The 12,552-nt window shown below is 61.9% G+C and carries 10 protein-coding genes; 7 read left to right on the top strand and 3 right to left on the bottom strand.

Annotated elements, in window-relative coordinates:
- Positions 1 to 139: 139 nt before the first annotated feature.
- From F6X39_RS31715 to F6X39_RS31685, 7 genes are all read left to right on the top strand, one after another.
- Positions 140 to 1,105, top strand: coding sequence for an ornithine cyclodeaminase family protein (locus F6X39_RS31715; RefSeq protein WP_187619516.1), 966 nt, complete (start codon positions 140 to 142; stop codon positions 1,103 to 1,105).
- 215 nt (positions 1,106 to 1,320) lie between these two features.
- Positions 1,321 to 2,283, top strand: a complete 963-nt coding sequence (locus F6X39_RS31710) for a LysR family transcriptional regulator (RefSeq protein ID WP_187619515.1) — start codon at positions 1,321 to 1,323, stop codon at positions 2,281 to 2,283.
- 176 nt (positions 2,284 to 2,459) lie between these two features.
- Positions 2,460 to 4,004 carry an APC family permease gene (locus tag F6X39_RS31705; protein WP_187619514.1) on the top strand — a complete coding sequence of 515 codons (1,545 nt, stop codon included), beginning with the start codon at positions 2,460 to 2,462 and terminating at the stop codon, positions 4,002 to 4,004.
- Positions 4,005 to 4,061: 57 nt separating this feature from the next.
- The gene (locus tag F6X39_RS31700) at positions 4,062 to 4,826 is read left to right on the top strand and encodes an SDR family NAD(P)-dependent oxidoreductase (RefSeq protein ID WP_187619513.1); all 765 of its coding nucleotides are present in this window, start codon (positions 4,062 to 4,064) and stop codon (positions 4,824 to 4,826) included.
- A gap of 72 nt (positions 4,827 to 4,898) precedes the next feature.
- Entirely contained in the window at positions 4,899 to 6,329 is a 1,431-nt protein-coding gene (locus F6X39_RS31695; RefSeq protein ID WP_187619512.1) for an aldehyde dehydrogenase family protein, read from the top strand.
- A gap of 162 nt (positions 6,330 to 6,491) precedes the next feature.
- Positions 6,492 to 7,577 (top strand): DSD1 family PLP-dependent enzyme, encoded by a 1,086-nt coding sequence (locus F6X39_RS31690; protein WP_187619535.1) that lies wholly within the window; start codon positions 6,492 to 6,494, stop codon positions 7,575 to 7,577.
- 53 nt (positions 7,578 to 7,630) lie between these two features.
- On the top strand, positions 7,631 to 8,809 hold the full coding sequence (locus tag F6X39_RS31685) for a porin (RefSeq protein ID WP_187619534.1): 1,179 nt from the start codon (positions 7,631 to 7,633) through the stop codon (positions 8,807 to 8,809).
- 673 nt (positions 8,810 to 9,482) lie between these two features.
- Here F6X39_RS31685 and F6X39_RS31680 read toward each other — a convergent pair.
- The 3 genes from F6X39_RS31680 to F6X39_RS31670 form a co-directional block, all read right to left on the bottom strand.
- Positions 9,483 to 10,775, bottom strand: coding sequence for an SUMF1/EgtB/PvdO family nonheme iron enzyme (locus F6X39_RS31680; protein ID WP_187619511.1), 1,293 nt, complete (start codon positions 10,773 to 10,775; stop codon positions 9,483 to 9,485).
- A gap of 116 nt (positions 10,776 to 10,891) precedes the next feature.
- Positions 10,892 to 11,659, bottom strand: a complete 768-nt coding sequence (locus tag F6X39_RS31675) for a helix-turn-helix domain-containing protein (protein ID WP_184024790.1) — start codon at positions 11,657 to 11,659, stop codon at positions 10,892 to 10,894.
- Between the two features lie 221 nt (positions 11,660 to 11,880).
- Positions 11,881 to 12,348, bottom strand: a complete 468-nt coding sequence (locus tag F6X39_RS31670) for a universal stress protein (RefSeq protein ID WP_090807329.1) — start codon at positions 12,346 to 12,348, stop codon at positions 11,881 to 11,883.
- Positions 12,349 to 12,552: the final 204 nt, after the last annotated feature.

Below are 12,552 nucleotides of genomic sequence, written 5' to 3'. Positions count from 1 at the left end.
CCAAACGGCTCGGCGTATCGCGAAACAAGGGTACTCGAGTTCATCCGCAACCGTCTTTGCATGGGTCCAGACCGGATTGGCATTGGTCCACCGGATTTTTTGTCGCTATGTTAGGGGGTTTTAATCGTGCGGGGCTTTCATGCTGATCATTCCGGAGCAACTAGCGTCCCAACTCGTGTCCGTGGAAGACGCGATCGCAGCCGTCGGCGAGGTGTTTGCCGCGAGCTACGCTGGCAATGCGCAATCGTATCCTGTCGTGCGCGAACAGACGGGCCATGCCGACGCCGTGTTCGGCGTGAAGGCCGGCTTCGATGCGTCGCTACCGGTACTCGGCCTCAAGGCTGGTGGCTACTGGCCGGGTAATGTAAAAAGGGGACTGGGCAATCACCAATCTTCGGTACTTCTGTTTGACGCGGACACCGGCCGTGCGATCGCCCTGGTAGGGGCGAACTATCTCACTGGCATTCGCACCGGAGCGGCCAGCGCACTCGCGACGCGTAGCCTCGCGTCCGCGGACTCGTCGATTCTCGGCATCGTCGGCGCCGGCGTTCAGTCGATCCATCAATATCAGGCGACGCGCGCTGTGCGTCCGATCGCGCACGTGTTGGCGTGGGACCCGAACCCGGACAATCTGCGCAGGTTGCGCAACCTGGTCGAAGCGGACGGCCTGCGATTCGATGCCTTGTCGCTCGAACGCGTCGCGCGCGACGCCGACGTGCTGATCACAGTGACGCCGTCGAGCGTGCCGCTTATCCGTCGTGAGTGGATTCGCCCGGGTGTCCACATCAACGCAATGGGAGCGGATACGACTGGCAAACAGGAACTGGAGGTAGAACTCGTGGTGGCAGCCAGCGTCATCGTCGACGACATCCAGCAGGCGGTCTCGATCGGCGAGTGCCAGCATGCGTACGCCTGCGGCTTGCTCAAAGCGGAAAAACTGAACCTCACGCTCGGCGGGGTGGTGAGTGGCACCCAGCAGCGTAGCGCAACCGACGACATCACGATTTTTGATGGAACCGGCATTGCGCTACAGGATCTGGCCGTCGCCGCGCTCGCCTATCGGCGTGCGCTCGAGGCAGGGCTAGGGTTTGCATGCGACTTTTGAACGCCCCGCTGAGGCGCGCGTTTGTGCCCGTTTGCGGTGCGCCAGCTTCGTTCGACGCCGACGAAGGCGCGCGTATGCACCGCGATGGACTGCCAGCGTTTCGGATCTGACGCATTTCGCCCGGCACAGTAGTTGCTCGGTCTCGTACCTGCCTTCGGCGATCACGGCTTCATCGGCGCAGGCATTTCTTCGACTGGAGCGGTTGATTTCTGTCCATGGAACTGAAGTGGCTTGAAGATTTCCTGACGCTGGCGGCCACGCGTAATTTCTCGCGCACCGCCGAGCTGCGTTTCATGACGCAGCCGGCGTTCAGCCGGCGCGTCAAGATGCTGGAAGAGTGGGTCGGCGTCACGTTGCTCGATCGCAACGCGCAGCCGATTGCGCTGACCCCTGCGGGTGAGCGGTTCCGTGATATAGCCGAGGAGGTGGCCCGACAGCTCTACCAAGGGCGCGACGAGTTGCGTGCGGCAGCGGAGGGGCTCGCCAGTACGGTCAAGTTTGTCGCGACACACAGCCTTTCGCTGACATTTTTCCCACACTGGATCAGCGCTTCTGAAAAGGCGGGGGAAGTGCTGAAGTTCCGGCTCGATACCGGCCATGCGAACGCGTGTGTGCAGATGATGCTACAGGGCACGAGCCACTTCATGCTGTGCCACACGCATCCTTCAGTCGATATTGGTCTCGACCCGAAACAGTTTCTGGTCAATCGCGTTGGCTTCGACCGCTTGCTGCCGTTGTCGCGGCGCGGCGCCGACAGTGGGCCGCTCGATTCGCTGGACGGCGCGTCGCCGCATCGCTGCCGGTACCTGGCGTACGCCGAAACGTCTGCCATCGGTCGCGCTGTCGAAAACCTGTTGCGTACTTCGCCGGCAGCCGATCGGCTCGAGCGCGTCTTCGTCTCGCCGCTCGCCGGCGTGTTGAACTCGATGGTGCGCGATGGGCGCGGGCTTGCGTGGCTGCCGCAGAGTCAGGTCGGTCGCGAACTCGAATCCGGCGAACTGGTGCGCGCGGGCTCTTCCGAATGGGATCTCGACGTCGACATCACGCTGTTCCGTCCGCGCGCTCGCTTGCCCGGCAGCGCCGAAGCATTCTGGGAAGCTCTGACGGCCACTTCCGCCATGTATAAGGTTCAGCCGGCTGTGCTGCCTGAGTCGCTGGAAGCGCGGGCCGCTATTTAAATCACCGCAACCGGCATGTCCGGTCGCGCGGTCTCCGTTCGTCCCCTTCCGAGTAAGTCACACGCATGCGCCATAGCGCCATGCTAGCTCAGCATCGCGTGATCGAATTTCGGCATTGGATTGCAGTTTTGTGACCACCTACGATGCGCTCAAGTTGACCTGACTGGAGCGATTCGATGAATACGAAAGACGTGAACGCGAGTGCAGAGGGCGATGGCCTCAAGCGCAACGCGTTGGGATTGATTAGTGCGATGGGCATGTCCCTCGCGTTTATCTCGCCGACCATCGGCGTGATGTTCATATCGGCGTTAATCGGAGGCAAGGCCGGCGTGTCTTCGCCATTCGTGTTCGTACTGGGGACCGCGGGCATTGCGCTAATGGCGTTGACGATCGCGGAATTCGCCAAGCGTGTCACGTCGGCGGGCGGCTTCTACAAGTTCATTACGCTTGGGCTGGGGCCCGAAGCTGGTTTTGCAGCCGGGATGCTGATGCTATTCGCGTACGCGCTGCAAAGCCCGATCAACACCAACCTTTTCGGCGGCTTTCTCAGCAACGCACTGCGGAATGACTTCGGCATCACGGTGCCGTGGTGGGCGTTGATGATCGGCGTCGTGGTCCTGGTCGGCATTCTCGCGTGGTATTCGGTCCATGCGTCGATGCAATTCGACGTAGCACTGTTGATTGCCGAAGTCGTGGTAGTGGGCGGCCTGTTGATCGTAATCGTGCTCAAGGGCGGCGATGCGGGTCAGGTGCCGGAAAGCTTTTCGCCGATGCACGCGGACCAGGGGTTCGGCGGTATCGGGCAGGCATTCGTCTTTATCGTCATGGCATTTTTCGGCTTCGAATCGTGCCTGACTGTGGCGGAGGAATGTCGTAATCCGCGTCGCAATCTGCCGATCGCGCTGATTGGATCCGTGGTGCTCGCTGGCTTGTGGTTCACGTTCGCGATGTATTCGATCGTGGTCGGCTACGGCTCTGCGCACATGGACAAGCTTGCCAATTCTCAGGAGCCGATCCACGACCTCGCCGTGCGCTACCTTGGGCATATGTACGGCAATCTTGTCGATCTCGCGGCCGTCTCTGCAATCGTCGCTGTCGTGCTTGCCATCCACACCGCCAATTTCCGCGTGTTGTATTCGCTGGGCCGCGATGGGCTGCTTCACAAGGCGCTCGGCCGTACTCATCCGAAGCACAAGACGCCTCACGTCGCGATTATCGTGTACTCGATCCTTACCCTCGTGGTGGGTATTGGCGCAGGGTTCTGGTGGGACCCTATGTCTGCGTTCGGCAATCTCGGCTATCTGTCGTCGCTCGGCATGCTGCCCATCCTGATCCTCACCAACGTCGCATTGCCTGTCTTCATGTGGAAGCGCTATCGCGAGGAATTTTCGCTGGTGCTGCATGTCGCGTTCCCCGTCATCTCTAACGTCATTTTCCTGGCGGCGATCTGGCTGAACATTCATCCGTGGCCTGCCGCGCCGCTGACTGTGTTCCCGTGGGTTGTCGTGGCAGTGATCGTCCTCGCTGCGCTGTGGGGCCGGCAACTGAAGCGTCGCGAATCACCGGCGTTCTATCGCCTGGGCGCAGTGCTCTTCATTGAAGGCGATGCTATTCCGGAAATGGTCGATGTCGAAATCGAATCGCTCGACGGATTGCCGGGCAGCTCGGCAACAACAAGTGGCACTGACAAGGCACTTGGCTACGGCAACGAAGCGGCCTGAAATCTTCTTCGCCACGCAGACGTCTCTTCGTGGCTTGTACCAACCAACGTGAGAATTATGATGGGCAGACTGAATGGCAAGAGTGCGCTGATTACCGGCGGCGCGTCGGGCATAGGCAAGGCGATTGCGCAATTGTTCGCGCAGGAAGGCGCACATGTCGTGATCACCGACATCAACACAGCGGCGCTTGCCGCAACGGTAGACGAACTGACGCAATACGGCAAGGTGTCCGGTTGCGCAGGCGACGTGCGTTCGATGACGGATGCCGGCCGCATGGTGGAGCACGCTGTCGAAGAACATGGCGGCCTCGACATTCTCGTGTGTAACGCGGGCATTACCAGTGTGATGCCGATCGAGCAACTATCCGAGGACGAGTGGGACGCGGTCCTGACCACCAACGTCAAGGGCATGTTCACGATGGTCAAGCATGCGGTGCCGAAGATGATCGAGCGCGGCGGCGGCAAAATCGTGACACTCGGCTCGGAGATGGGCATCGTCGCGGTCCCTGAGTCACCGGCATACAACGCCAGCAAGGGCGCGGTAATGATGTTCACAAAATCGATCGCGCTCGACCTGATCCGCCACAACATTCGCGTCAACGCGCTGTGTCCTGGCATTACGCGCACACCGCTGCTGCAGGCGGAAGTCGACAACAGCCTCGACCCGGCGAAGACCGCCGCGGCTCAGGCGTCGTGGGCGCCGATCATGCGCGTGGCCGACGCGCGCGAAATCGCCTACGGGGCACTTTTTCTGGCTAGCGACGAAAGCTCGTTCGCGGTCGGTACCGACCTCGTGCTCGACGGCGGTTTTACCGCGCGCTAAGCATCCAATGCATTCCCGCAACGTTCGGCCGCTGATGCGGCGGCCGGCTTGCGCCCCTACAGGAGCTACTCAATGAATCAGACGGCCGCCTTCATCGACGCAGAGTCGATCGAGACACACAATACGGTTGCGGTGCTGGACCCGTCCAGCGGCAGGGAGATCGCCCGGACAGCGGATTGCGGTCCCGATGAGATCGATCGCGCTGTGCGCGCGGCGCGGCGCGCGTCGCTGCAATGGCGCAAGGTTGCGGTTGCCGAGCGTGCGCGCATCCTGCGGCGCATCGCCGAACTGATCAAACGTGACGAGGCGGATCTCGCGCATCTCGAATCGTTGCAAACCGGCAAGCCATTGAAGCAGGCGCGACGCGACGCGGAACTCACGGCCCGGTATTTCGACTTCTACGCCAGTGCGGTGGAAACACACTACGGCTCATCAATCCCGCTGAATGCGGACGTGATGATCTTCACGGAATGGGAGCCGCACGGCGTCACGGCGCACGTGATCCCGTGGAATTACCCAATGCAGATCTTCGCACGCACGATTGCGCCGGCGCTCGCGATGGGCAATTGCTGCGTGTTGAAGCCCGCCGAAGAGGCGCCGTTGACCGCCGTGCGTCTCGCGGCGCTCGCGTTCGAAGCAGGTCTGCCCGCCGGCGCTCTCAATGTCGTGACCGGGTATGGTGAGACCGCGGGCGCGGCACTGACGGGGCATGGCGATATCGACCACATCTCATTCACCGGCTCGGTCGAAGTGGGTCGCATCATCGCTCACGCGGCGGCCAACCGCGTGATCCCGGCGACGATGGAGCTGGGTGGCAAGTCGCCGAATATCGTGTTCGCCGATGCGGACCTCGAACGCACGGTGCCGGGTGTGATCAACGCGATCCTTCAAAATGCAGGTCAGACGTGCTCAGCCGGTTCGCGGCTGCTGGTCCATGAGAGCCTGCACGACGTGTTGGTGGCGCGCATTGCGCAGGCCTTCGCCAACGTGGAGATCGGGCCCGCACTGAGCGACCCGGCACTGGGTCCGCTGATTTCGAAGATCCAGCGCGGACGCGTCATGTCGTTCGTCGAACGGGCTCGCAGTCACGGCGCAAAAATCGTTGTCGGCGGCGATGCGCTCAATGGCGGTGCACTCGGTGACGGCTTTTTCTTCCAGCCGACGCTGATCGACGACGTCGATCCGTTCAGCGCGATCGGTCAGGAAGAAGTATTCGGGCCGGTGCTGGCCGTCACGCCGTTCCGCGATATTGATGAAGCGGTGCGCCTCGCGAATGGTACCGACTACGGTCTTGTCGCCGGCGTATGGACGCGCGACATTGGCACTGCGCACCGGATGATCCGGGAAGTGCTGGCCGGCCAGGTATTCGTCAATACGTACGGTGCGTCCGGCGGCGTCGAGTTGCCGTTCGGCGGCTTCAAGCGCTCGGGCTACGGCCGCGAAAAAGGCGCGGAGGGGCTGCGCAGCTTCGCACAGGTCAAGACCGGCGTTGTCGCGCTGTAAGAGCGTTCACTTCTTTCTACATTCCAATTCATGACCAGCATCATGCCAGCACCGCGCTTGCGCGGTGAGCCGAACATCGTCGGCGATTCGCAAGACGTTCCTGCTTCTACCCGATCAATCGAACATCTGGCCACGCCCGCGCTGCTGCTCGACGAAAGCCGGATGGCCCGCAATATCGCCCGTCTGCGGGGAGGGCTCGTGGAGCTCGGTGTCAATCTGCGTCCGCACCTGAAAACGGCGAAGTCGCTCGAAGTTGCGCGCCGCGTCATGGATGGCCCAACCGGCCCTGCGACGGTATCGACGTTGCGTGAGGCCGAGCAATTCGCGGAGGGCGGCGTACGGGACATCCTATATGCCGTCGGTATCGCGCCGGGCAAGCTCCAGCGCGTGACGGCATTGCGTCGACGCGGGGTCGATTTGTCTGTGGTGGTCGACAGCCTGGATGCCGCCCACGCGGTCGCGAAGCAGTCACGCATCAGTCGCGATCCCATTCCCACGCTGATCGAGATCGACTCGGACGGTCATCGAGCCGGCGTAAGCCGCGAGGCGGCTGGGCAACTGGTGGCTATCGGCCGTGTGTTGCATGAGGGCGGCGCACTATTGCGCGGCGTGATGACCCACGCGGGCGAATCATACGCATGTGACACCGTCGAAGCGATCAGCGCGATGGCCGAGCGCGAACGTGCGGAAGCGGTTGCGTGTGCGGCCGTGTTGCGGGATGCGGGTCTCCCCGCACCGGTGGTGAGCGTGGGGTCGACGCCGACGGCTCACTTCGCACGCGATCTGAGCGGTGTCACGGAAGTGCGTGCCGGAGTGTTCGTGTTCTTCGATCTCGTGATGGCGGGGCTGAACGTGTGCACCGTCGATGACATCGCGCTCAGCGTCCTCGCGACGGTGATCGGTCATCAGCCCGACAAAGGCTGGATTCTGGTCGATGCTGGCTGGATGGCGATGTCGCGCGATCGCGGCACGGCGTCGCAGAAGCTCGATCAGGGCTACGGCGTCGTCTGCGATGTCGATGGCGTGCCGTACCCGGACCTGATCATGGCCCAGGCGAATCAGGAGCAGGGCATTCTCGCGTTGCGCAGCGGGAGCGCCGCGCAGTTGCCGATGCTGCCGATTGGCTCACTGGTGCGCATTCTGCCCAATCACGCGTGCCCGACCGCCGCCCAGCACGATCACTACACGGTCATACAGACTGGATCGCGCGAGATTCTCGATCAATGGTCGAGATTCCGGGGATGGTGAAGACGCAGTCGCATTTAGCAATTGCAGTTTCAATTCAACGGGGAAAGGATCAGATGAAGACAAAACTCCTGGCTGCGCTAGCGTGCGGTGCGCTGGCCAGTGCCGCACAGGCGCAAAGCAGCGTGACGCTGTACGGCGCGCTTGATACCGCCATCGGCTACGTGAGCAATCAGCCGAAAGCGAATGGCGGCTCGGGCAGCGCGTTCCAGATGATAAACGGAACGCTGAGTGCCAACTCCTGGGGCTTGAAGGGCACAGAAGATCTGGGCGGCGGACTCTCCGCGGTCTTTAGGCTCGAAAACGGATTCGTTCTCAGCAACGGTGCGCTGAACAACAATGGGCGGGAATTCGGCCGCATCGCGACCGTCGGCCTGGCGAGCGTTCCACTCGGCACCGTCACGCTCGGCCGGCAATTCGATCCACTCGCTGACCTTGTCGAACCGCTGACCGAGGACGCGGTCTTCGGTTCGGCGTTCGCGACCCCGGGCGATCTCGACAACTACGACGAAAGTCTCGGCGTCAATAATGCAGTGAAGTATGTGAGCCCGAGTTACGCGGGATTCCAGTGGGAAGGGATGTACGCGCTCGGCGGGGTCGCGGGCAGTGTGTCGAGCGGTCAGACTTATGCGCTTGCTGCTGCGTATGGGAACGGTCCGCTGAATCTTGCCGCCGGGTACTTTCACGCGAACTTCGCAAACGATTTCGTGTTGACCAGCAGCGGCGTGTCGCTTGCACCGGGCGCCACTGCACCGACGACCGACAACCCCTATTTTTCGAGTATCAATCGCGGACTGTTTTCGGCGAAGTCCTTGAGCATGATTCGCGCGGCCGCGAGTTATCAACTCGGTTTGTTCCAGTTCGGCGCGGCGTACAGCAATGTCGCATACGGCGAAGGATCGCTGTCGGCCAATACCCACTTTAATAACGCTACGCTCTATGTAAACTACAAACCAGTTCCCGCAACGACACTGGGCGTCGGTTACAACTTCACCAAGGGCGACGGTGATGCGCAAACCGACGCGACCTACAATCAGTTGAGCTTGGGTGCCGACTACGCCTTCACGAAGCGTACTGACCTGTATGCGCTCGCCGCATACCAGAAGGCATCAGGTCGAACGGCTGATGGCGCAGGGGGCAGTATCGCGGCTACGGCGTCGATCGGCTCCTATGGCCTCGATTCAGGCAAGAATTCGCAGACCATGATGCTGCTCGGCGTGCGGCATCAGTTCTAAAGCGCAGCAGTGTCGGGCGAACGTACTGTCAACCTGGTGACCTGCGGGCGAACGGCAGACTCGGCGTGCGAGGATGCACGAACTGACGGGACGATCCGCCCCTGCGTCGGTATGCAAGTTGCCTCCTCCCAAGCCTCGAAAGCCTGGCTACCCGCATCTCATTGTTGTTGCGCGCTTGTGTTGTCGCGGCAATGCATGAACCGATTGGCCACCTGATCGTGGACAGAAGCGAATGGTTGCTAGCATCGAAGCGGACATTGTGATAAGGCCGCTATTGGAAAGCCCTGAACGGCACGTATGGCCTGCGGATTCAACCGAGAGCTTCCTGACGTAGTACAGAAATTACGGGACGATCGGCTGAAGCGGGAGGCCTCAGATCGCTGGAAGGCCCATCTGCAATTCGCACGGAAGCTCCGAACTGCCAAGCGTCGGTTGGACGAAGCCGGACGCCGATTCACAACGGTGAGCGTTTTTCGATGTGTTAACATCGTGGCACGATCCGATGCAGAGATCCGCCTGTTCCATTTCGTGCGAGACTATTTTTAGTGCATGACGAAGCTAAGCGTCGTCGTGAGGGATAAATTAAAGCGTTTGCTGAAACAATAAAGCATTTCGTGAAAAAATTTGCATTAAAGTGGAAGCTGGATTTTGACTTCATCTTCTGCTTAATTCCTCAACCCCGCACACACCGAAACCCGGCATACACGTACTGATAATGCGGCTGAAACCAGTTGCGAAATTCCGGCCGCAGCATGCACAGCGCGGTACGCGCCGAGCCGCCCTTCAGCACGTAGTGCTGCCCATCGAAGAAGTTGGCCGAATAGCCGGGATAGAACGGAAACGCTTCGAAGCCCGGCAGCGCTTCGAAAAGCGTCGAGGTCCATTCCCAGCCGTTGCCGAACTGACCTTCCGCGCCGAACGTGCTGACGTTGTCCGGATGCGCGTCGACGGGCCGTGGATCCCAACTGCGGAAATCGAAGTTCCCCGACGCCGCTTGCGGCGCACCGTGCGCCGCGCGTTGCCATTGCGCCTCGGTCGGCAGGGTTTTGCCGGCCCAGCGCGCGTAGGCGCTCGCTTCGGCGTGGCTCACGTAGACGGGCCAGTCGAGCGGCAAGGGCACGTCGTCGAACATCGTGCGCAGCGTCCATGCCGGGCGACCGTCTTGCGCCGTGGGTTGCGACCAGCCAGCGGGATGCTCGATGCGCTCCGCTTCCTTCCATGCCCAGTCCTTCGGCGACCACCACTTCGGCTCGCGATAACCGCCGTCTTCGATGAACTCGAGGAACGCACCGTTCGTGACCATGTATCGATCGATCTCGAACGCGGGCACGTCCACGCTCATTTCGCCGAACTCATTATCCCAGCCGAAGCGGCCGGCCTCGCGCGGCATGCCGAGCACGGCCGTGCCGGCCGGCACGCTGACCATCGACGACAACGCGTCGCGCTGCTCATCGCTCGTCACCACCGGCTCGCGCAACGCGGTGTTCTTCTGCGCGAGAGGCAACTGATGGAGCATGTACGCGAGCGTTTCCGCATGCATCAACCGATGCTCGATCGCGACGTTCAGCAGCTGCACGGCCGCCTCGTCGTGCGCCGGGCTGCCGAGTTCGTCGAGCGCGGTGTCGATCTGCCGGCGCGCGCGCGTCGCATACTCGCGCACGGCGGCGAGCGACGGCCAATCGCCGGGTTGATCGGTGGGAAAGCCGCCGTCTACCGGATCGATGCCGAAGGCGAACAACTGGTCGAGTTCCGGCGCGAAAGCCGGCAGATCGAACAGACGCTGGTCGAGCAGATTGCGATCGAACGCTTCGAGATGGCCGATGTAGAACACGACGCGGTGACGTTCGCGGATCGGCCGTTCATAGAGGTAGTCGGGTTTGACGATCGCAAACAGGTCGTCGGTGACTTGACGCGCGTCGAGCAGGCGCTGCACGAGCGGATGATGCGGGACAGGGTCGCGATTCATTGGGGCCGGGTCTCCATGCAACACGGTTGCCGTGGGGGGGGACGGTCTGAAAACTCTACCCGCTCGCACGCGGCGTGCCAAGACTCACAGCGCAACCGTCCATGCCGCTCTGGCCGCTAGATCTGCCGCAAGCCTTCGAGATCGACGATGTGAATGTGCTTGCCCCGCGTGTCGATCAGGCCGCGTTTTTGAAATCTTGACAGGGTACGGCTGACCGTTTCGAGCGTCATGCCGAGGTAGCTGCCCATGTCCTCGCGCGTCATTCGCAGATTGAATTCCGACCACGAGTAGCCGCGCTGCGCATTGCGCTGTGACACGTCCAGCAGGAAGGCGGCGACGCGTTCGTCGGCGGACAGCGAGCCGAGCACCATCATCTGCGCGGCTTCGCTGACGATCTGCGCGCCCAGTAGCTTGTGCATGCGCTCCTGGATCGAACTGATTTCGCGACACAGCAGCTTCAGCGCGCTATAGGGAACGATGCACACCGTGCTGTCTTCCAGCGCGACGGCGCTGCACGCATGGAGGTCCGCGCTGATGCCGTCGAGCCCGAGCGGCTCGCCGGCCAGACGCAGCCCGGTGACCTGCTCGCGGCCGTCGCGGTGGACCATCACGGTCTTCATCGAGCCGGAGCGCACCGCGTAGATATTGTCGAAGCGGTCGCCGCTGCGATACAGCGCTTCGCCGCGCGGCACCGAGCGCGCCGAACAGATCAGCGTTTCGAGCTTCGGCAGTTCCTCCGCCGACAGCCCCTGCGGCATGCAGATCTCACGCATCGAACAGCTGGAGCAGCGCGCGGCGGTACGTGCGGCTGCGCGTGCCGCCACGGCCTCGCGGTTGCCGGCGGAGCGGGTCGAGGAACGGGTCACAGCAGTAGGATTCAGCATGTTCGATTATTGGTAGTGGTGAAATTGTCCCACCCGCTATGACCCGCAACTGGCGGCAAAGTGACGCGTTCGCTGCTCGGCAGTCCGAGCAACGGCGGTGCTCTGACGAAGGTGAGAAGGTGAGCCGCCGCGGCCTATATCGACGTCGCCCGTCGACGGGTAGCGTGGCTCGATTCCGGCAAGGCAGGGCGTGGCGTGCCGCCCTGCGCCTGGTGAAAGAGTCAGGCGGGTTCCTTGTCGGTGCCCGCGGCGGACGGTACCAGCAGAACCGGAAGAGTGGCCTGGCGCACGCAGCGTTCAGCGACGCTGCCGAGAATCAGCCGCTGAAAGCCACGCCGGCCGTGCGTGCCCATCACGAGCAGGTCGGCGTTGAATTCGGCGGCGGCCTGCAGCACGATCTCGGCGACATCGCCGAGCGACGAAGCCTCGGAGACCGCCGGGTCGCCCTTCACACCTTGCTCGGCCATCACTTTCGAAAACTCGGCACGCAGCTCCTGGCCTTCCTCGATCAGGCGGTTGCGCAGGATCGACGGGTCGTAGCCGGGCGCCTCGAAGTACATCGGCGTGTTTTCGACGACATAAAATGGCCGCAACACCGCGCCATTCGATTTGGCGAGATCGAGCGCCGCTTCAAACGCACGGCGTGAGGTATTGCTGCCGTCGACCGCTACAAGGATGCGTGTGTACATATCGGCTCCGCGTCAAAAATGCGTCTGCCACATTGCTAACCGCGGCAGGTTTATTGATCTTTTATACCAATGAAGCTTAGGGAAGCGCTGATTTATTCAGCTCGGTGGTCATCGTTGGCGTAGCTGAGGACGTTATAGAAGGCAACTCACGGAACAGACTCACGATGATGAAGAGGCAGATCGGCTTCGCCGAAGCGGAAATTG

The organism is Paraburkholderia sp. UCT2, from assembly GCF_014397665.1.
Taxonomy (GTDB): domain Bacteria; phylum Pseudomonadota; class Gammaproteobacteria; order Burkholderiales; family Burkholderiaceae; genus Paraburkholderia; species Paraburkholderia tuberum.
This window is presented reverse-complemented; position numbering and strand designations above follow the sequence as displayed.

Excerpts from the sequence above, each read along its gene's own strand:
- F6X39_RS31715 (WP_187619516.1), top strand. The coding sequence starts at position 140 with ATGCTGATCATTCCGGAGCAACTAGCGTCCCAACTCGTGTCCGTGGAA.
- F6X39_RS31685 (WP_187619534.1), top strand. The coding sequence starts at position 7,631 with ATGAAGACAAAACTCCTGGCTGCGCTAGCGTGCGGTGCGCTGGCCAGT.
- F6X39_RS31675 (WP_184024790.1), bottom strand. The coding sequence starts at position 11,659 with ATGCTGAATCCTACTGCTGTGACCCGTTCCTCGACCCGCTCCGCCGGC.
- F6X39_RS31690 (WP_187619535.1), top strand. The coding sequence starts at position 6,492 with ATGGCCCGCAATATCGCCCGTCTGCGGGGAGGGCTCGTGGAGCTCGGT.
- F6X39_RS31710 (WP_187619515.1), top strand. The coding sequence starts at position 1,321 with ATGGAACTGAAGTGGCTTGAAGATTTCCTGACGCTGGCGGCCACGCGT.
- F6X39_RS31695 (WP_187619512.1), top strand. The coding sequence starts at position 4,899 with ATGAATCAGACGGCCGCCTTCATCGACGCAGAGTCGATCGAGACACAC.
- F6X39_RS31705 (WP_187619514.1), top strand. The coding sequence starts at position 2,460 with ATGAATACGAAAGACGTGAACGCGAGTGCAGAGGGCGATGGCCTCAAG.
- F6X39_RS31670 (WP_090807329.1), bottom strand. The coding sequence starts at position 12,348 with ATGTACACACGCATCCTTGTAGCGGTCGACGGCAGCAATACCTCACGC.
- F6X39_RS31700 (WP_187619513.1), top strand. The coding sequence starts at position 4,062 with ATGATGGGCAGACTGAATGGCAAGAGTGCGCTGATTACCGGCGGCGCG.
- F6X39_RS31680 (WP_187619511.1), bottom strand. The coding sequence starts at position 10,775 with ATGAATCGCGACCCTGTCCCGCATCATCCGCTCGTGCAGCGCCTGCTC.